Annotated in this window: 17 protein-coding genes and 1 pseudogene; 7 read left to right on the forward strand and 11 right to left on the reverse strand. The window is 45.2% G+C overall.

The genetic code is table 11. The features are described from left to right. A partial coding sequence (locus QUA57_RS03790) for a TetR/AcrR family transcriptional regulator (RefSeq protein ID WP_333059601.1) occupies nt 1–637 on the reverse strand: 637 nt, incomplete at its 3' end. 224 nt (nt 638–861) lie between these two features. Between QUA57_RS03790 and QUA57_RS03795 the strand changes: the two genes are divergently transcribed. The 4 genes and pseudogenes from QUA57_RS03795 to QUA57_RS03810 all read left to right on the forward strand — a co-directional run bounded on the left by QUA57_RS03795 (nt 862) and on the right by QUA57_RS03810 (nt 4787). Then, a complete protein-coding gene (locus QUA57_RS03795) occupies nt 862–1419 on the forward strand; it encodes a GNAT family N-acetyltransferase (protein ID WP_333059604.1) in 558 nt (185 codons plus the stop codon). A 49-nt stretch (nt 1420–1468) separates the two neighbouring features. Then, the gene (locus tag QUA57_RS03800; protein ID WP_333041417.1) at nt 1469–1840 is read left to right on the forward strand and encodes a DUF2237 domain-containing protein; all 372 of its coding nucleotides are present in this window, start codon (nt 1469–1471) and stop codon (nt 1838–1840) included. A gap of 95 nt (nt 1841–1935) precedes the next feature. Further along, nucleotides 1936–2190: pseudogene (locus tag QUA57_RS03805) on the forward strand (ABC transporter ATP-binding protein); the annotation flags it as partial. Nucleotides 2191–2594: 404 nt separating this feature from the next. Next, the gene (locus QUA57_RS03810) at nt 2595–4787 is read left to right on the forward strand and encodes an alkaline phosphatase D family protein (protein WP_333059605.1); all 2193 of its coding nucleotides are present in this window, start codon (nt 2595–2597) and stop codon (nt 4785–4787) included. A gap of 141 nt (nt 4788–4928) precedes the next feature. Here QUA57_RS03810 and QUA57_RS03815 read toward each other — a convergent pair whose 3' ends face one another. Beyond that, complete coding sequence (locus tag QUA57_RS03815; protein ID WP_333059607.1) at nt 4929–6071, reverse strand: leucine-rich repeat protein; 1143 nt, start codon at nt 6069–6071, stop codon at nt 4929–4931. Between the two features lie 42 nt (nt 6072–6113). After that, nucleotides 6114–7010 (reverse strand): leucine-rich repeat domain-containing protein, encoded by an 897-nt coding sequence (locus QUA57_RS03820; protein WP_333059608.1) that lies wholly within the window; start codon nt 7008–7010, stop codon nt 6114–6116. A gap of 267 nt (nt 7011–7277) precedes the next feature. On the opposite strand from QUA57_RS03820, the gene QUA57_RS03825 reads away from it, so the two are divergent. Then, nucleotides 7278–8420 (forward strand): IS4 family transposase, encoded by a 1143-nt coding sequence (locus QUA57_RS03825; protein WP_333059609.1) that lies wholly within the window; start codon nt 7278–7280, stop codon nt 8418–8420. On the opposite strand, the gene QUA57_RS03830 is transcribed toward QUA57_RS03825, so the two are convergent. Both QUA57_RS03830 and QUA57_RS03835 read right to left on the reverse strand, forming a co-directional pair. Continuing rightward, nucleotides 8410–9465, reverse strand: coding sequence for a M28 family peptidase (locus tag QUA57_RS03830; protein WP_333059610.1), 1056 nt, complete (start codon nt 9463–9465; stop codon nt 8410–8412). The genes QUA57_RS03825 and QUA57_RS03830 overlap by 11 nt on opposite strands. 98 nt (nt 9466–9563) lie before the next feature. Further along, the gene (locus QUA57_RS03835) at nt 9564–10766 is read right to left on the reverse strand and encodes a Coenzyme F420 hydrogenase/dehydrogenase, beta subunit C-terminal domain (RefSeq protein ID WP_333059611.1); all 1203 of its coding nucleotides are present in this window, start codon (nt 10764–10766) and stop codon (nt 9564–9566) included. 396 nt (nt 10767–11162) lie between these two features. On the opposite strand from QUA57_RS03835, the gene QUA57_RS03840 reads away from it, so the two are divergent. Then, nucleotides 11163–11723, forward strand: coding sequence for a hypothetical protein (locus tag QUA57_RS03840; RefSeq protein WP_333059612.1), 561 nt, complete (start codon nt 11163–11165; stop codon nt 11721–11723). A gap of 135 nt (nt 11724–11858) precedes the next feature. On the opposite strand, the gene QUA57_RS03845 is transcribed toward QUA57_RS03840, so the two are convergent. The 6 genes from QUA57_RS03845 to psbZ all read right to left on the reverse strand — a co-directional run bounded on the left by QUA57_RS03845 (nt 11859) and on the right by psbZ (nt 17168). Continuing rightward, complete coding sequence (locus tag QUA57_RS03845) at nt 11859–12119, reverse strand: hypothetical protein (RefSeq protein ID WP_333059613.1); 261 nt, start codon at nt 12117–12119, stop codon at nt 11859–11861. 2 nt (nt 12120–12121) lie between these two features. Next, nucleotides 12122–12307 (reverse strand): hypothetical protein, encoded by a 186-nt coding sequence (locus QUA57_RS03850; protein WP_333059614.1) that lies wholly within the window; start codon nt 12305–12307, stop codon nt 12122–12124. A gap of 89 nt (nt 12308–12396) precedes the next feature. Then, nucleotides 12397–13863, reverse strand: a complete 1467-nt coding sequence (locus QUA57_RS03855) for a DEAD/DEAH box helicase (protein WP_333059615.1) — start codon at nt 13861–13863, stop codon at nt 12397–12399. 774 nt (nt 13864–14637) lie between these two features. After that, on the reverse strand, nt 14638–15948 hold the full coding sequence (gene rimO, locus QUA57_RS03860; protein WP_333059616.1) for a 30S ribosomal protein S12 methylthiotransferase RimO: 1311 nt from the start codon (nt 15946–15948) through the stop codon (nt 14638–14640). 214 nt (nt 15949–16162) lie between these two features. Then, a complete protein-coding gene (gene ribH, locus QUA57_RS03865) occupies nt 16163–16756 on the reverse strand; it encodes a 6,7-dimethyl-8-ribityllumazine synthase (protein ID WP_333059617.1) in 594 nt (197 codons plus the stop codon). A 220-nt stretch (nt 16757–16976) separates the two neighbouring features. Then, nucleotides 16977–17168, reverse strand: coding sequence for a photosystem II reaction center protein PsbZ (gene psbZ / locus QUA57_RS03870; RefSeq protein ID WP_190735314.1), 192 nt, complete (start codon nt 17166–17168; stop codon nt 16977–16979). A 316-nt stretch (nt 17169–17484) separates the two neighbouring features. Here psbZ and QUA57_RS03875 point away from each other — a divergent pair, with 316 nt between their 5' ends. Continuing rightward, nucleotides 17485–20415: a CBS domain-containing protein gene (locus tag QUA57_RS03875; protein ID WP_333059618.1), complete on the forward strand. Its 2931-nt coding sequence runs from the start codon at nt 17485–17487 to the stop codon at nt 20413–20415. The last annotated feature ends 139 nt before the right edge of the window (nt 20416–20554 follow it).

The raw sequence follows: 20554 nt of genomic DNA on the forward strand, positions 1-20554 counted from the left end.
TTATATCGCGATGATTCGTATTATGGTCAGACGACTCGCATAATTTTTTACTGGTTTCGACTTTTAAAACATCCTCTAAATAAGCGAGCAACATATCTTTTAATAAAGTCCATTGTTCTGCAACAGATATTCTTTCACCTTGATAAAACCTTCTTACCAGCAAACCGTCACCATAACAGATAATAAATCTAGCGATTGCTGGATCGGAGATACCTAAGTAGCAACTGAGTGCCTCTTCGTAACGCTTTCCCGATTCCTGAAGTGCTTGATTGCTGTCAATCTCTTGACGAGTTTTTTGTTGGCAAAACTCAAATATCATTAACAGACTTTTCAGGATGTAATCTTCATTTTTACTGAAGTAATCCATCATTTTTTCAACTTTTTCTGCTAATGTTGGCGGATTTCCCAATTCAGCAAGTGCTTCTTCTTTTGTATCTTCATAGCTCAAGTATTCAATTAACTGCTCGAACAAACTTTCTTTACTCGGGAAGTAGTGATAAAGGGTGCCTGTAGAAACTCCGATTTCTGACCCAATTTCCCGCATAGTTACTGATGAGTAACCTTTTTCAGCAAATATGTCAAAGCATTTGTTTAGTAGTTCTTTACGGTATCGATCGCGGTCAACTATTTTTGGCATGGGTGAATAGATTTTAGATTTTAGGTTATCTAAAGTCTAAAATTTATTGGTCTGATAATTCTATATCGAACGTGCGATATAGTAGCAACTACTACAAAATTGATTTTTTGGGTTAGCGGGTAGGATTTATCTATATCGAACAGTCGTTATATTTACTACAACACAGAGTAGTAGAGTTTGTCAAGGGGTAGGGAAGAATTTTTTCGCCGATCGCCCTGCAAGAAATGAGACAAAATGGTAAAAGCCAACATCCATTCGCGTTCCGAAACGGTTACAAATCCCAAATTAATATTAAAGAAGCGATCGCAGTGAGATACTTTATGAAAGTACGAACCTACGAAATCGGTGATACCCAACAAATTGTAAAACTGTTTTACGACACCGTACACCAAGTAAATATCCGCGATTACACACAAGCACAAGTAGATGCTTGGGCACCTGCAGATATGGATAGCGAAATTTGGACTAAAAGTTTAAGCAGTAAATTTACTTTCGTAGCAGAAGAGGGTGAGAAAATAGCAGGTTTTGGGGAATTAGAGGCAAGCGGCCATATCGATCGCTTTTACTGTCATCAAGCTTTTCAAAGGCAAGGAGTCGGCAGGCTAATTTTAAAACAAATTGAGTCAAAAGCCCAAGACTTAGGAATTAACAAGTTATTTACCGAAGCCAGCATTACAGCTAGACCTTTTTTTGAAAGCCAGGGATTTATGGTGATTAAAAAACAAGAAGTAGAACGGCGAGGACAACAATTCATCAACTTTGTCATGGAAAAAAATATATAAACAAGGATTTGTGTAAAATTAGATCGAAGAGTTTTACTCAGGAGTTGCGATGGTGACGGAAGCTACAAATGTGCTGGGCGGAAAGTTAGAGACTTGCTGCACTTCGCCAATGACAGGATATTATCGAGACGGCAAATGCAATACAGGTGGTGGCGACTTTGGGGCTCACACTGTTTGTGCTCAACTGACAGAAGAGTTTTTGCAATTCACTAAATCGAATGGAAATGATTTGAGCACTCCGGTTCCCGAATTTAATTTCCCCGGTTTGAAGCCGGGAGATTGCTGGTGTTTGTGCGCTTCTCGCTGGAAGGAAGCAATGGATGCAGGAGTGGCGCCGCCTGTGGTTTTGGCTGCGACTCACGCCTTGACTTTGGAATACGTTTCTTTGGATGAATTGAAGCAGCACGCTGCTGATTTGTAGGAAGATTTTGGTGTGCGATCGCTTTTAGTCAATAAGGGCGATCGGGTTTTTCTGATGAATTGCAAATTTATCCTTCGTAACTCAAATATTTAAGTGCGATCGCTCGTCATTTCGAGATTTTACTATTAGAGGAACCTACGGCTTTACTCGATCCTGATTCTCAGTGATATTTGGTGCCCGCGGTGCAGCGTTTGGTCAAAAATTGCGGGCTGACGGCTTTGTGGGTGACTCACCGTTTGGATAAGTTGAATTATTGCGATCGGGCTTTTTTGTTGGAGAAGTGTGAAGTGCTCGCTCGGGGCGATGCACCAAGGTTAAAGCAGCGGTTGATGCAAATTCAGGAAGTTTAGTCGCTGAAGTTTGGCCAGAATTAGCGATCGCATTTCATCGGAGGTGATATTAAAGGTAAAACAAGGATGACTAACGGGACTTAGACAAAAACTGAAGCCATTTTGGCTTCAAAGGCAGATAGAGAAATACTTTTAGCTATAATGGGTCTTAACCTAGTTATACCAAGGGTTTCAGACATTTTTAGGTGATCGATTTCTTTCCATTCCCTAGAGAGGGTTTCAGCTTTTAAAGGGGCTGGAAAATGTTTAAGTCCCACTAAAAAGCTGGCTGTGTAAGTCTTCTTCCTTCTTCGTTCTTTCTTCTACTTAAAGATCGCGATCGCGACACTGTATAATCCTGTATAATCCTGTGAAGGCTATTTTGAGCCACCAGGGTCATTCAACAAAACTTCATATTTTTCCTTATGTTAGACGCTAAAACTCTATTTCAGGAAACCTACTATCTGGCTAAAAACCCAGAGGTAGCAGCCGCTCTAGCCAAAGGGAACTTCCAAAACGGATTTGAACACTTCACCCAATTCGGTCAATTTGAGGGTCGCAACCCTAGCGCCCTATTCGATACTAATTATTATCTCCTAAATAACCCTGAGGTTGCCACCGCTGTCAACAGCAAAGCTACCACAGCAATACAACACTTCATTAATTTTGGAGAATCAGAAGGCCGCAATCCTAGCCCATTCTATAACAACAGCTATTATCTAGGGAAAAATCTTGATGTTGCTGCGGCTGTCGAGCGCGATGAAATTACTGGTATTGGTCACTTCATCCAATTTGGTGAATCGGAAAACCGCAGTCCTAGCCCTTTATATAACGATAGCTATTATCTGGCAAAAAACCCAGATATTACTGCTGCTGTTGAGCGCGACGAACTCACTGGCATTGAACACTTTATCAATTTTGGTGCTGCTGAAGGGCGAGATGTCACCCCATTTATTAAGTCTGGTGACTCAACCTTGCCAAATGGCGTTGCTTCTGGAGATACCACCCAAACTTCAACGGTTTTGTGGACTCGCAGCACAGTTCTGGGTAATGTTGTCTTTGAATACTCCACAGATCCAAACTTCAGTAACAATCTCGGTACTCTCACAGATACCATCACCGATGTTACCGTACCCGTGAAAGCTCAACTGACGAATTTAAAGCCTGGTACTCAATATTTTTATCGAGTGCGTGATGCCGCTGGCACTTCAGCAGTTGGGCAATTCCGCACTGCTGCTGAGTTGGGAAATCGCCAGGGTTTACGATTTGGGGTAGCAGGCGACTGGCAAGGTCAACTTACTCCTTTCCCGGCGATCGCAAATGCGCCGGAACGCAACCTCGACTTTTTTGTTCGCCTCGGCGACAGCGCTTATGTAGACGATCTATCGCCGGATTTGCCGGGAGTCAGACAACCTAAAACTTTTGAAGAGTTTAGCACCAAGCACAATGAAGTCTACGGTCAACGTTATGGCCTCAATACCTGGGCTGATTTGCAGGCTTCCACCACCATCTATGCTAGCTGGGATGACCACGAACTCACGAATGATTTTGCCGGGGGTGCAACACCTAGTGAGTCACCGCAAAAAGAAGGAATTTTTGGGACGGGGGGAGGCTTTGTCAATGATACGCCTGTATTTGACACAGGTTTACAAGCATTTCAAGCCTACAATCCCGTGCGAAATGATTTTTATGGCAATACGGGCGACTCTCGCACTGCTAATGAGCAGAAACTTTATCGTTACAATACCTTCGGCAGTGATGCAGCTACATTTGTGTTAGACTTGCGATCTTTCCGAGATAATTCTTTGAAAAGTATCCCAGAAACTTCCGACCAAGCTACTGTTAATAAGTTTCTCAATGATGCCTTTACGCCCAATCGCACGCTGTTAGGGGCAGCGCAACTTCAAGACTTGAAAAATGACTTACTGAAAGCTCAACAAAATGGCATAACTTGGAAGTTTGTTATGTCAAGCGATCCGATTCAAAATTTTGGTATTCCAGTTGCAGGCGATCGCTGGGAAGGTTATGCTGCTGAACGAACAGATTTGCTGCGTTTCGTCAAAGAAAATAACATCAAAAATGTGGTCTTTGCTACCGGAGATTTTCACGGATATGTCGTGAATAATGTCACCTATCAAGAAGCCGCAGGTCTGCCGCAAATCCCCACAGATGTTATTGATGTAATGACCAGTCCTGTTGCTATTCAGTTGAACATCGGGCAAGGGCCGTTTGCCGCCCCCTTTGGCCCCGCAACAGTTGCTTTTACGCCCACCGCTTTGCTGCCCCAATCGGAAAAAGATCGCTATAATTCATTGCCGACAAGGGAACAAAAAGATGCTTTTGTCCGCAATATTCTGGATACTCGGACAGCGCCGCTAGGATACGATCCAGTTGGTTTGGAAGGTTCTGGGATTGACGCTAGACTGATTCAGGGAGAGTATTTAGGAGTGCATACCTACGGCTGGAATGAGTTTGAAATTGCTCCTGAGAGTCAGCAGTTGCAGGTCACAACTTATGGTATTGAACCTTACACGCAGTCTCAGCTTGATGCTAATCCCACTGCGATTATCAATCAAAAACCGTTTATTGTCAGTCAGTTTGTTGTTAATCCTAAGTGATTAAATAGACTTATTGCAAAAATATCCAGGCGATTGAAATCGCAGTAACAAAAACTAAGTCCGCCTCCGCGGACTTTCAAATAATAATTAGGGTGATTTGTGTCATAATTTTGTACCTATAATTTTCCGAACAGTAAAGTTTTATGGTTGAGTTTGTGGTTCCCACTTACAGATAGACTCTGGCTTTAGAGGGCAAGTTTTGGGAGCGATCGGATTTTCGCTGAGGTAGAGTTCAGTCAGTTTAGTCAAAGATTCGAGCGGTTTGATGTCCCTGATTTGATTGTTTTCGAGTGAGAGTAAAGTCAGCTTAGTCAAGGATGCTAGCGGTTTGATATCAACGATTTTATTGTTGTTGAGCCAGAGAGTCTCTAGTTTAGTCAATAATTCTAGCGGTTTAAGGTCAGCGATCTCATTCTTGTTAAGTGATAGCCCTTCCAGGTTAGTCAAGGATGCTAGCGGTTTGATATCACCGATTTGATTGGAGCTGAGGTTAATCCCTTCCAGGTTAGTCAAGGATGCTAGTGATTTGATGTCACTAATCTGATTGCTGCTGAGGTCGAAGATGGTCAGTTTCATCAAAGATGCTAGCGGTTGGATGTCACTAATTTGATTGCTGCTGAGGTCGAGCCCAGCCAGGTTAGTCAAAGATGCTAGTGGCTTGATGTCCTCAATCTGATTGCTGCGGAGGAAAAGCCCTTTCAGGTTAGTCAAGGATGCTAGCGGTTTGATGTCATCGATCTGATTTTCGATGAGGACGATTTCACTCAGGTTAGTCAAGGATGCTAGCGGTTTGATGTCGCGGATCTGATTGTTACCGATGTTGAGCAGTTTCAGGTTAACCAAGGATGCTAGCGGTTTGATGTCAACGATCTGATTGCTGCTGAGGTTGAGAAAAGTCAGGTTAGTTAAGGATGCTAGCGGTGTGATGTCGCTGATAGAACAGTTGATGAGCCGGAGAGTCTTCAGGTTAGTTAAGGATGCTAACGGTGTGATGTCGCTGATTCCTTCCTTCGTAAAGCTAATTCCTGTGATACTAGAAAGTTGGCGATCGGCCTCATCGCACTCAGTAGTTCCTGCTATTTTTAACAGCATACCAACAGTATGTTTAGCTTCAGGACTCAAAGAATCTTTTTCGCGACACCATTCAGCAAATGTTTTGTTTACCGATCGCGTTTCTGCAGCCTTGGCAGACAGTCCATTTCCAGATAATGCTAGGATCGCACAACAAGTAAGTGCGATCGACTTTGGTAAATTAATGTGTTTGTGTGCAACTATAAGTGTCATAATCTTGTACCTCTAATTTTCCCAACTGCCAAGTTTGAGCATTTAATTTCGGGGTTCCCAGTTACAGATAGACTCTGGCTTGAGTGGGCAAGTTTTGGGAGCGATCGGATTTCCGCTGAGGGAGAGCACATACAGGTTAGTCAAGGATTCTAGCGGTTTGATGTCGCTGATTTTATTGTTTTCGAGGTAGAGCTTAGTCAGTTTAGTCAAGGATTCTAGCGGTTTGATGTCGCTGATTTTATTGTTGTTGAGCCCGATCTCAGTCAGTTTAGTCAAGGATTCTAGCGGTTTGATGTCGCTGATTTTATTGTTGTTGAGCCCGATCTCAGTCAGGTTAGTCAAGGATTCTAGCGGTTTGATGTCGCTGATTTTATTGTTTTCGAGCCAGAGCTGTGTCAGGTTAGTCAAGGATTCTAGCGGTTTGATGTCGCTGATTTTATTGTCGCTGAGGTTGAGCGAATTCAGGTTAGTCAAGGATTGTAGCGGTTTGATATCGCTGATTTGATTGTCGCCGAGGTAGAGCGAATTCAGGTTAGTCAAGGATTCTAGCGGTTTGATGTCGCTGATTTGATTGTAGTCGAGGAAGAGCTCCGTCAGGTTAGTCAAGGATTCTAGCGGTTTGATGTCACTGATTTGATGGTCGCGGAGGACGAGTGCCCGGAGACTCGAAAGTGTCTGATTAGCCGCCTCGCACTCAGTAGTCCCTGCTTGCTGCAACAGCACCTCAACAGTATGTTTAGCTTCAAGACTCAAATCAGCTTTTTGGCGACACCAATCGGCAAATGTTCGTCCACTTTTTTTCGGTTGCGGTTCTGAGACGAACCCGGAAGGTCTATTGTTTCCCGGTTGCGGATCTGTGGCTAACTCGGAAGGTCTATTTCCACAGGATGCTAGGACGATCGCACAACAAGTAACTACTATCAATTTTTGTAAATTCATGTGTTTCTGTACAACTATAAGTTTCCTAATCTTTTACCTCTAATTTTCCCAAATTTATACAACAAAGACACGGCAATACCGTGTCCCAGCAAAACATCTATTACAAACTCTCTTAATCACCTCACTCAGCAACTTATACTAATTTTTAGGTGCGTCACTGGGGGGGTGACAACCAGGCTGAAACAAAGAGGGAGTAAGGATTGAGCCACTGTGTGCTAAAAAAAGATAGGCAGCAAAATTGTTATACGCTTGCCTATCCCAAAAATAATGATACCAACATTCTACCGCATTCATTTAGAAAAAAAACTAACGTTAGCTCAGTTTAAGCTGATTGAAATCTTGTTACCCGTGATACAATCCGAAAAACAAATCCGATTAGAACGGCTCTCCCGCGTATTTCCCTCTCTAATTACCAGCGAAAGTCGGCGACGTAAGTTACAAAGATTTTTGGATTTGCCAAACTTAACTATTTCATTAATCTGGTTCCCATTAATTACTTATTGGTTGACAACTTATTGTCGTGTTGGTACTCGTTTATCAATCGCAATTGACCGCAGTCAATGGGGGCGCATTAATCTTTTTATGGTTAGCCTAATCTGGGAAAAAAGAGCAATTCCATTATACTGGTCGCTGTTGCCAAAATTAGGAAACAGTAACTTGGAGTCACAAACTACAAATTTAGAGAAAATTTTACCATTATTTTCAGAATATAAAGTTATCGTTTTAGGAGACCGTGAATTTTGTTCTGTTGATTTAGGAAACTGGCTTAAATCAAAGGGTGTGTCGTTTTGCTTGAGACTAAAAAAGAATCATTGTATCGAAATGGAACATTTAATTTGGCAACGGTTAGATGAATTAGGAATAGTACCAGGAACATCTTTGTATGTTCAAGGAAAAAGAGTGAGAAAAACTCAACCTGCCACCGGATTTGAGCTTGCTTGTAAATGGAAAAGAAATTATGGGAAATCTCACGTTAAAGAAGCTTGGTTTATTCTCACGGATTTAGGTTCATTGCCAGCAGCAATCAATGCTTATAAGCAGCGGATGGGCATTGAAGAAATGTTTCGAGACAGTAAAAAAGGAGGCTACGATCTTGAAGGGACGACGCTCAAAGGAAACAGACTTATTAATATGATTCTCCTGATGACGCTTGCCTACAGTTCGGCAATATTTCAAGGCACTGAATTGAAAAAAAAGCAGGTACAAAAATATGTATCTCGTCGCACAGAACCCAAGAAAAAATACCGTAGACGGAGTACATTTGGTGTTGGCGTAGATGCCGAAAAGTGGGTTGATTATCTAGAAAAATATGCTTTGGAGGTGCAACAGTTAATGAAGTTAACTCCTTCTAAACGTCGCTTTTATGAACAAGGTCTGAGGGCTGCAACCCTTATTCGGTCTATATCCTAAGCCTCTTTGTCACCCCCCCAGCAACTCCCACCAAATCTGCCACAACTTTCTCCAATCCAGCTATCACCTTCGCCGTCCGTTCCCAATCCACCTTATCGGGTGTATCTTGCGCCGTGTGATAGTAAGGATAGCGATAGGGAGCAGTATCTGTAACCATCAGCCCTGGATAACCATGTTGCCAAAAAGACCATTGATCAGACCAACCAACACCAGGAATGCCACCCGGAATTGCTGCACCTTCCGAGGGAAATTCAGCATGGCGGCGGAAAGATGCGATCGCCTCTCTAACCAGTTTACTTGAGGATGTATTGCCAATAAATCCGATAAAATTTCCTGATGTAGGATAAAACAGGTTTAAGGGTGCTGGATATTTCTGGCTGTTTTTGGCATCTGAGTAATAACCAATTGTTTCTAAACTGAGCATCGAAACAATTTTTTCATTACGCTCTCTGCATCTTTTGGCATAAACCAAACTCCCCATATCAGCAGTCCAGAAAAAAGGCGGTTCCTCATTCACAAACTCAACAAAACGCACAGTCTTTTCAGGCTTTTTACCTGCAAACATTCTCGCTAAAGCCAGCACTCCCGCGGCCCCAGTTGCGTTATCATTTGCCCCTGGACTCCCCACCACAGAATCATAATGTGCCCCAATTACAACTATTTCATCTGCCTTTTTCCCCCCTGGAATCTCCACTTCTATGTTATAATAAAATTTATCATCAATTTTATATCCTTGTCGTTCAACTTTATAGCCAGCCGATTGAAAAGATGCTTCGAGAAAGTCAGCAGCTTCTCCAAGTTTTTGATATTGTATAAAGTTGCGCTCTCCGATTTCACCAGAGAGCTTTTCCACATCGCGCTGTAAAGCATCTCGGAGCGATATTTCCTGTGCTGTTAAAGGGGGAATTGTCCCGCTGTAGCTTTTCCCTGGCATTGCAATCATACTCAACCATATCCCACTAATCAGACTAATTAATATCGTACTAAGGATAGCCAGTCTAGTTAACGTTCTGCGATTCCATAATTCTATTTTTCCTAATAGCATTTATTTTTTATCTTTTGCTATGCTTCAGTAGTAGGGTGCGTCAGTCAGCGTTATTTTTTCAATAATCCAACAACTTTTGACTGACGCACCCTACAAGTTTACACATCTGGTAACTTATACTGCCCCACAATCCGCTTAGCATATTCCGGCACATGAGCCTCTAATTTCTCAGGATAATTGCGCTTCACGTACAGATAATTGCGAGTGAAATGAGAATCAATTGAAAACCGAGCATATTCCAAGCCCTTTGGCCCAATTCTCTCAATAAAAACTCCCATTAACTTCGCCGCCCACATCGGCAATGTCACTCCTTTCTCATAAGCCGGAATGCTTTGCTGAACGGCTTCTTTTCGGTTTCCCTTAGACATTACGGGCTGAGTGTTAAGCTGATCCGTTACCAAATCTAACATCTCTTGCCCCGTGTCATTTCGCACTACAATCCACTGCCAGCCAAAGGGTGCGCCCATGTAGCCCACAACTAAATCAGCTAAAGAATTCACATAATCAAAACAGCTCAAACAAGAAGGAGCAAAAACATCTTTCAATTCCTTAGTATTCAGCCCGAAAAACGGCACTTTTTCTTCTGAACCATCTTCGTGTTTGAAGTGAACGTTAAAGTCTTGCATAAACTCGTAAGAAACCACCGTTTCAGGAGAGCGGCTAGTCGTGTCTAGGAATTTCTGCAAGCCTGCACGGCTGACATTATCGACACAGGGAGTTCCCAAAACGTAGAGCTTTTCTAAACCGAGTTTTTTCTCGACTGTTCGCAAGGCTTGAATTTGACAGCCGACGCCAATTACTAACAACCGCTTCATCCCTGATTGTTCGATTTGTTCTAATACTGAAAGATTGGGAGAGAGGGTTGGTTTGTTTACTTTTGCTGCCAGAATTTCGGCTCGGTTTTTAGCAATAATCGGCATCGGCTGAAAGCGGTCTTCCTTAGTATTTTGAACGCAAACAACGCCTTCTACAATTCCTTTTTCGAGCATTTCAATCGCAATTGTGCTGACGATTCCCGTCCACTGAGCGCCCTCGATCGGCTCTTTTTTCCGAGCCGCCATCATGTTTTGACTGACTCCGAAATACCAATCGTCGGGATTGTCGAGATTGCGCGATCGCCCGTGAATCTCTTCTTCTAATTCCGCGATATGCTGTGTTAAGAAAGCACAAGATTCCTTGACATAATGAATGTAATATGTGTCGCACAAACCGCACTCGCTGCAAAGTTCTTTAGCGGGGCGGCGGCTACCCGGTTTGAGGGCTTTGGATTTTTGGTGTTTAGTAGAATCTGTTGCGGTCATCTAAATTGCTAATTTTATCGAGATATGGCTTTTGTTAGGATATCACAGCAATTTCCGCTGATTTACCTCTTTTATTCTTTCTTTTAGTCCCGGCAGGCGGACGCAAGCTTGTGCGGAAGCAAATTCGGTTCGCCCGAAATTGGCGGTTTTCAAAGCTTAAAAAATATTAGTCAGGACTTACCTAGGTTGCCCTAGAAACCCGGTTTCTGGCTGAAAACCTCACTGTTAAACCTAAGATTTATGGTAAAAACCGGGTTTCTGTGTGTAGTTTTGGTAAAAAAAATCGGTTTCAGAGCAGCGCAGTGCGTCCAGGAGTGTGGGTGTAAGTCCTATTAGTATCAATCCGGATCGAGCGGGCGATCGCACGAATACATTGCCAAATAAAGCTATAAAAAAATGGTAAAAATATTTGTGACAACAGCCCTCGCTGGCATCATGATGAATCTCGCAATTTCGAGCTTAGGATTTGCTGCTTTAGTTCGTCCTGTTCCCGCTATGAATCAAACTGTTGCGACTCTAGAAAGAATGCTCAGTGCGACACAAAAGCCGGCCGCGCTGAACTATTCGCGCCTGGGGATTGGCGGCGTTCGGTTGGGGATGGCTGTAGAAGAGGCAAAACGCAAGTTGGGAAAACCGCAGCGCGACGAAACTAAACCTGCTGGACCTGGCATCGGCGGCAAGATTCGCACGCTAACCTACTCAGGATTGACGGTAGCTGCATGGGAGGGCAAAGTTTATTTGATTTCTGCTACCAAGCCCAAGTTCGTGACAATTGATGGTGTGAAGGTAGGAGATAACAGCCAAAAAGTTGTTAAAACTTACGGTTATGGGTCGCAATCTGTTCAGGGTGGAGCGACTCGGTTGACTTACAGCAATGACCAAAAGGCTTCTAATTTGATTTTGGAAATTAAGGGCGATCGCGTGCAAAAGATTATTGTGAGTACGCAGCTAAACTGAAATATTAAACAAGAGTTCAAAAGTCCCGCTTCATAAGTTTGTAGTAAGGATTTTAGCCCTTATTTATAAGGTTTTTTAGCTCTTCGGTGAGTTGACAGGAGGGCTTTTTCCTAATGTGCGATCGCCCGCGTCTCCTTAATCCTCTTCATCCTCATCCGACAATTTTGTCATTTCCTCAGCAACTAGCGTCTGAAAATCCTCTCCGCAGTGAACGTTGAGATGGATTGCAGCACTCATGAACTCTGCTAGAATTTCACCTTTTTGTCGATCGCTCAAATCAGGTAACTGAAGCTGATGGATTAAAGTAATCACATTTTGACACTCAGTACCCAATTCATCAATTAACGTTCTCAGTGTATAATTAGTTACAGAAATTGTCCGATCGCTAACTTGCATCTTTATTTACCCAATCGTTTTAAAGCTTGCTGAATTCCTTTCTCAAAAGCTCGAATTTCACTTTCCCATTGCCGGATTAAGCCTTCATCGGGAAAATCCTTCTCATATTCCAGTCTAATCTTTTCTTCATGTTCTGCAATCCGCTTGTTCAACGAACGAAGAGCTTTTTTGTGATTTTTATTCCCCATAGAGTCTCATACCCATACAAAAAAGTAGAGACGCGATATCGCATCTCTACAATAATTCTAAATAAGGTGCACATTGTGCACCCTACCAATTAGCGGTTCTGGGGAACAGGAGCACTCGGTGCTCCAGAAAAAGTCGTCTCACCAGTCTTAGCCCGCTTTTTGATCAAGATAGGCTTGACGCTGTTTTCTCCACCAATCGGGGGATCTTCTTGTTGAGCGTAATCAGCGCCCATCCAAGCAGGACGGCTTTGATCGAAAGCCATTTGCAATGCAGCAGCGGCGATCGCGTGGGAGTCGTACTCCTCGGATAACTGAGACACCAGAGGCAAGAAAGATGCCATGCGTTCGCCAGCCAAAGCTTCACGAACTTTACCCTGCATCTTTTCCAACTGACGAGCTTCAATTTGCGCCCGTGTCGGAATGTTTCGCACCGTCAAGCTCGATCGCACGTGGCGTTCAATCAAGCGCAGTTTGCGGCGATCGACCGGTTGAATCAGCGTAATCGCCGTTCCTTCGCGACCAGCCCGGCCCGTGCGTCCGATCCGGTGAACGTAACTTTCCACACTGTCGGGCAAATCGTAGTTAATCACGTGAGTCAAGTGATCCACGTCCAAACCCCGCGCCGCAATATCAGTCGCCACTACCCAGCGCACCTGACATTGGCGGAACCGATGCAACAAACGTTCCCGTTGTGCCTGATTCAAATTACCGTGATACTCATCAACGCTGTGACCTGCTGCTTGCAGTTGGCTGGTGAGTTCTGCCGCCGACTGCCGAGTCCGCACAAAAATCAGTGCAGATTCCGGGTCTTCCATTTCTAAAATTGGCTGTAGGGCTCTTGCCTTCGACCAGCCGCGGGGAATCATGTACACGCCTTGGCTGATGCGCTTTGGCGTTGCTTTTGGCTGTTCTACGGTGACGTTGACTGGGTTACGCAAATGCCGCGCCACCAATTTCCGAATGGAAGCTTCCATCGTCGCCGAGAAAAATGCCGTTTGACGTTCTTTTGGTGCAGCATCCAAGATTTTTTCCACATCTTGGATAAAGCCCATGCTCAGCATTTCGTCAGCTTCATCCAAAACCAGCCACTTTACCTTGTCTAGTTTCAGGCTGCCACGGCTGAGCATATCCAATATGCGTCCGGGTGTACCGACAACGACGTGCACGCCGCGCTTCAAACGCTGCATTTGACGATCGATCGATTGACCGCCGTACACTGTCAGAACTTGCAGAGAGCGACCCACTTTTACCGGGCCGTCGCTGCTGATGCCGCTCAAATCACGGATGGCTTCAGTTACTTGCATCGCCAATTCGCGAGTCGGCGTCAGCACCAGTGCTTGCACCGCAGTTACATCTAAATCAATCCGCTCCAAGATGGGCAACGAGAATGCTGCCGTTTTGCCTGTCCCTGTTTGGGCTTGACCCACAACGTCGCGACCTGCTAGCAAGTGCGGAATTGCTTGTACTTGGATGGGAGTAGGTTCTGTAAAGCCTAGTGTTTCCAGATGGAGAACGAGTTCTTCCGAAAGACCTAAGCCTTCAAACAATAAATTCATTAATGCTCCTAATAACGAGTCTTAGCCTTCTAAGTTGCCCAACTCGGATGCGGATTTCTGCTCTAGGGCAGGAACTCATAAGAGTTCTTTATGGTGCTGCGCCTGCGCGCACCTTCTTAAATAGCAATCGAGTATAGGGCAGCTCCGTCGATGGTGACTAAATTTACCAATTCGACAGCCGTCTTTGATTTTGTGACATCACCGATACCAACCGCCAGGGGTCGGGTTATAGGCTTCCAACATTCTTAAAACAGGACATTGGACTTCCTTTGAGGTACTTGCAAGCTTTCCCTCTTAGGCATTTTATAGTGAGGATCATGACCAGCCCCACTTCACTACATAGTAGTAACAGGTTGTTTGGTTCAGGCGCTATCCCGCAATCCGTCGCCTGCGGGATTGAGCGGGGGATGGGGCGACCGTTACCGCCTATCCATCTCAACACTCTTTCGGGATACCGTTGTGGTGTAGGGCGGACGGCGAAGCAATCTCAAATTATCCCCGCTTATTTCTGGCTTGTTATCATCATAACTCTTTACATTCAGAAACAAAACATTAAATTCGTTAAAATTTTCCGATGTTCTGTAGAGATTACCGCACCCCGACGGGGAGGGTCGATTGCCAGATAGGGGCTAAAAAAGTTTAGAACCCCTTTGCTACATATCTTTGCACAATTGTGTACTAACCGTTACTTTTGTTGCACAATCCGCTAATCATTTTTGGCTCGTGTCCGGTTTTTGTTCGCCACACCGCCGATCGCGACAGTTCCAGCAATACTTACACTTGACCGTAGAGGTCGTAGACATCTGCACCAGTAATTTTCACAGATACGATTGAACCCAGCCGCGCTTCTCCTGTGACGTAGACGAGTCCATCTACTTCTGGGGAAAACCGAGCGGATCTACCAATCAACTCGCCTGTCTCTGGTTGTTCTTGTTCTATCAGGACATCAACTACCTGACCGACAGACTCTTGATTCTTCTTCAATGATATAGGTTGTTGTGCCGCCATTACCGAATTGCGCCGCATTTCCATTATTTCTGCAGGTATTTGCTGGGGCAAGCTGAAGGCTGGGGTTCCTTCTTCTGGCGAAAATACAAAAACTCCTACGTGATCGAATTCATGGCGCTTGACAAATTCCAGCAAGTGTGCTGCGTGTTCGTCCGTTTCGCCGGGGAAGCCAACAATAAAAGTTGTCCGCATCACAGCGCCGGGAAGTGCTGCTTTGAGCCGATCGACTATAGCATCATTGATCCCGGCTTGAAAAGGTCGATTCATCGCCCGCAGAATTTCGGGATGGGAATGTTGCAGGGGTAAATCCAAATACGGCAAAACGTTGGGTGTTTCGCGGATGGCTGCGACAACTTGCGGAGTCAAACCTGTAGGATAGGCGTAGTGCATCCGAATCCAAGGTACATCTACTTCACCCAAAGCCCGAAGCAGTTCGGCTAGTTTCGGTTCGCCATAAATATCTTTCCCGTAGTTGGTGGTAATTTGAGAAATTAAGATAATTTCCTTTACCCCTTCCGATGCCAATTGCTTAGCTTCGGCGACGATAGATTCGATCGTCCGCGATCGTTGATTTCCGCGCAAGTGCGGGATAATGCAAAATGCACAGCGGTAGTCGCAGCCTTCTGCTATTCGCAGATACGCGACACCTTCCGATGTGGTGCGGTAGCGGGGAGTAGTTTCGTCAGCGATGTAAGTAGGTTCTGAAGAGACGAGGGAAACTCGATCGCCCTTTTCCACCTGCTGCATAACATTGACTATTTTGTGATAGTCGCCAGTGCCGACAATTGCGACTGCTTCGGGCAATTCGTCCAGCAATTCCTGCTGAAAATGCTGTGCCATGCAGCCGGTGATGACTACTTTTTTATTAGCTTCGGCCAATTCTACCAAGGTGCGGACCGACTCTTCTCGCGCAGCTTGGATAAAACTACAAGTATTGACTACAACATAATCAGCTAATTCTTCATTAGAATCCACTTGATAGCCCGCTTGAGCCAGCAAGCCAATCATGTGTTCGGTATCGATGCGATTTTTTTCGCAGCCGAGGTGAGTAAATGCGATCGTTGGCTTCGTTGCCATGCAGTAATAGTTAGTGTTGCGCTATTTCTAAGAACATTTTATGATATCACACTCATTGCCAATTTGCAAGATATTGGTCTAATTTGTCGAGCGGCTGCGACCAGTGGAATTTTTACCTTGGGGGCGGGCATAATCACCACCCCACAAGAGTTTTAAGATTTTTCCAGATGCAAATCTTGATGTTTTTTGAGCTTAAAAATACTGCTAGCCAAACTTACGAGGGGATTTGATCCGAGGATACATCAGGGGCGATCGCCAGATTTGTTTCACCCGAAAGCACTTGAGCAGCAGACCCAGTAGTTAATCGATGCTCGTAAGAGTGTGTTCCCAAACCCTTAACTTGGCGCATCAAAGTGCCCATTTCCAAAGCACTCATCGCATAATTCCAGCCCAAATTGCTTTTAATTCCAGCCCTTTCCAAAGCTTGCTGCATCGTGTCAGTCGTCACCACCCCAAAAATCACCGGCACCCCTGTCTGAAAAGCAGCAGCAGCAATTCCCTTAGCAACCTCACCAGCCACAAAATCGAAATGAGGAGTTTGGCCCCGAATTACCGCACCCAGACAAATTACCGCATCGTAGCGGTGAGAAAGAGCAGCTTGGCGTGCCACCAAAGGAATCTCAAAACTTCCCGGTACCCAAAAAAAGTCCACTTGAGAGCCATGAGGATTAATATCAACCCCGTGGCGTTTCAAACAATCTTGACATCCCTCCAAAAGTTTGTTAACAACCAAATCGTTAAAACGACCGATGACAATAGCAAATCGCAAAGATTCGGTGTGAGTAAAAGTTCCCTCGAAAACAGTCATAGTGCTCTAGTTTAGATTTTAGGTTTTAGATTTTAGATTTTTGTTTGTGAGAAGGCAAAAGTCAGAAAGCAGCAGCATCTCATCTGAATCTCAAGTGCAAAAACATACAGGGTCGCGCGGTCTGGAAAATTCCTAGCTTCTGCCGAATGCCTTTCAATCGCTGGTAAATGCCTTCAGCCTTCTATCTTTTACCTTCTTTCTTCGAGAGAGTTGGGTGAAATTAAACGACTAAAAAGTTCAATACACCCACTGCAATAACCAGCAAAAACCAGAGACCAGACCCGACATAAATCAGGGATTTAGACTGATTCCAGTTTTGGGGAGAGGCATAAGCAACTGGCACGCCAACGACCATCACAAAAGACAGCAGTACCAGACCCAGTAAAACCACTTGAAACAGAATTGATAACATCTTTTCTCCTTTCGATATAACCGTGCGTTGATCGGAAATAGTTTCCCAGAACCGAAAAAAATCTTCCAAATTCTAGTTTTTGACAGTTTCCCGATAGTCGATCGAGAAATTGTCGGTTGATTGATACGAAAGAACCCAGGCAAATTCGGGCGTTGCGCGAACAGGCGTCAGCGGCTCTTGAGATTTCGATCAATTTTATCATTGTTCGCTACATGACAGAAAACTGGAAAGGTTAAGTTAAAGCCCGATCGACACATCCGGTTTCCGAGGGCGAGAAATTGCTACTGTTTGAGTTAGAGATGCGGGATTTTCGGCTATGGACTTAGTTTTGTGCCACACAACAGCAGATTTTGACGCCTTGGGGGCGGCGGTGGGACTTTGCGTGCTGCGCCCCGGTAGCAGGATCGTATTGACGGGCGGGTGTCATCCGACAGTGCGGGATTTTTTGGCGCTACACCGCGACGAGTACCCGCTGATAGAACGCCGATCGGTCAATCCGCAACGAATTCGATCGATTACTATAGTTGATGCCTCACAGCGCGATCGTTTGGGAAAAGCCGCCGAGTGGCTGGATTTGCCACAAGTGAGCGAAATTGCTGTTTTCGACCATCACCTACAGGCCGATTTAGACATTCCCGCTACTGTTACGCAGATCGAAGCAGTCGGAGCAAGCACGACATTAATTGTCGAAAAGCTCAAAAATCAAGCAGAAAACAGCGACACACCATTCCGCCTTCTGCCTTCGGAAGCAACAGTCATGGCCCTGGGCATCCACGTCGATACAGGTTCCCTCACCTTTGAGGGCGCAACTGCGCGAGATGCAATAGCTTTGGCGTGGTTGATGGAACAAGGAGCGAGTTTGGGGGTAATCGCTGAATATGTAGAACCCGGTTTGTCTCCTCAATTGCAAGATTTGCTCAGAGAAGCGCTGAATAATTTGCGATCGGAAACTTTGCACGGTTACAGCGTAGCCTGGGTGCTGCTATCTACTGAATCCTACGTTCCGGGACTTTCTTCACTGGCTTCTCGCTTGCTCGATTTAACTGAAACCGATGCTCTGCTGTTAGGCAATGTTTATAAATTTGGCGAAAACGAAAACAACCGCAACATCGCTCCCGAATCGCCAGTTTCCAATCGATTAACTATTATCGGTCGATCGCGAATCGAAGGAACAAACCTCAGCGAATTGTTCAAACCCTTCGGCGGCGGAGGCCACGCCCGCGCCGCTTCCCTCGCCACCCGCGATGTTGACCCCCTGCTGACTTTAAATCAGTTAGCTGACGAACTCAAAACTCAAATTCCCCACCCTCCCACAGCCCGCGAATTAATGTCGTCTCCAGTGCGGAGTATTCGCCCGGAAACTTCGGTGGGGGAAGCTCACCGTATCCTCCTACGTTACGGACATTCCGGGCTTTCTGTGGTCGATGCGGGCGATCGACTCGCCGGCATTATCTCGCGCCGCGACATTGACATTGCCCTGCACCACGGTTTCAGTCACGCCCCGGTGAAGGGTTACATGACTCCGCAGCTAAAAACGATCGCCCCAGATACCTTGCTGCCGGAAATTGAATCTTTAATGGTGACATACGATATCGGCCGCTTGCCAGTTTTGGAAAACGGTCAATTGGTGGGAATTGTGACTCGGACTGATGTGTTGCGCGAATTGCACCAGCAAAAAGCGCGAGACAGGGGAAGTAGTGCAGAATTTTCTAATTGTCCTGTACCCGAATCGGTGGAGCAGTTGTTACGATCGCGCATCAGTCCCGAATTATGGCAATTATTGTCGATCGCCGCCAATATTGCCCAAAATCGCGGCTGGCAACTTTATATTGTGGGTGGAGCAGTCCGGGATTTACTCTTAGCCACGGATGATACACTGGCGCTAACAGATATCGATTTGGTTGTGGATGGAAAGTGCGGTTCCGACGATTCCGGTGCTGGTGTCGAGTTAGCTTCCTCGCTGCAAAAACTTTACCCCGAATCGCGTTTGGACATTCACGGTCAATTTCAAACCGCCGCGCTTTTGTGGCACAAAGACTCTGCTTTCGGCTCGTTGTGGGTGGATATCGCGACTGCTCGTACTGAATTTTATCCTTATCCGGCTGCAAATCCTGAAGTTGAAGCGAGTTCAATTCGCCAAGATTTGTACCGCAGGGATTTTACAATTAATGCGCTGGCTGTGCGGTTGGGTGTTCCTCGCAGTGGCGAATTGTTAGACTTTTTTTGCGGTTTGCTGGACTTGGAATCGAAGCAAATTCGAGTTTTGCACGCCAATAGTTTTATCGAAGATCCGACGCGAATTTATCGCGCTGTGCGGTTTGCGGTGCGGTTGGGATTTGAAATTGAGCCGCAGACGGAAGGATACATCCGCAATGCTTTGGCCAGCGGGATTTATTACCGAATTCAGGGGGAAAACGGCCGAGCTCCGGCTTTGGAAACTCGACTCAAAAGCGAATTGAAATACATTTTGCAAGCCCCCTACTGGAAAGTTGCTTTGCAAATGCTGGGAGATTTGCAGGCTTTGCGCTGCATTCATCCTAGTTTGGAGTTGGATCGGGAGTTGTGGCGGCAACTGCGTTTGCTCGATCGGTGTTTGCAAGGAAGAAGGAAGAAAGGTTCGGCAACGGATTATGTAACGGATGTAACGGATGTAAAGGAGGTCAGGAAGAAGGAGGAGGGAAGAGGGAAAAAGAAAGAAGGAAGAGGAAAGAAGGAACAAACTATCCCCAATTCCCAATTCCCAATTCCCGATGCCCAATTCCCGATGCCCAATTCCCCATTCCCCATTATCAATATTCCTGATTGGCAGATGCGGCTGGAAGTTTTGATAGCTTATTTAGCACCGGAATATCGCGGCAAGGTGGCTGCAAATCTTCAGTTACCTGCTGACAGCATTAAGCGGTTGGAAGTTTTGGAAGCCGGAAAGAATGAGTTAGCAGAGAATTTGCCTAATTGCGAGTTGCCGAGTCAATTGGTGCTGCTGTTGAGAAATTATGAGTTGCCGGTGTTAATTGCGATCGCCCTACAAAGTCCACGAAGTGCACGCCGCCAACTCTGGGAATATCTCACCAAATGGGCGAATGTTGAGCCGCCTTTAAATGGCAACGATTTGAAGGCTTTGGGTTATAAGCCCGGGCCTGGGTTTAAACGAATGTTGGATGATTTGTTGGCGGCGAAGTTGGATGGCAATTTGGGCGATCGGGCTGCTGCTATCTCTTTCTTAGCACAACGTTATCCTCAAGCTTAGTAAGGTGCGTCAGCAGCGCGTTATTTTTTCTATAATTGAGCGGCTAATTGCTGACGCACTCTACTGAATTTTTAGTTTTCAATCCCAAACAGGCTAACCAGGCGAGCGTACCTTATTGATATTTCGAGAATTAACGTAA

The sequence above is a fragment of the Microcoleus sp. Pol7_B2 genome, assembly GCF_036701035.1.
GTDB lineage: Bacteria > Cyanobacteriota > Cyanobacteriia > Cyanobacteriales > Microcoleaceae > Microcoleus.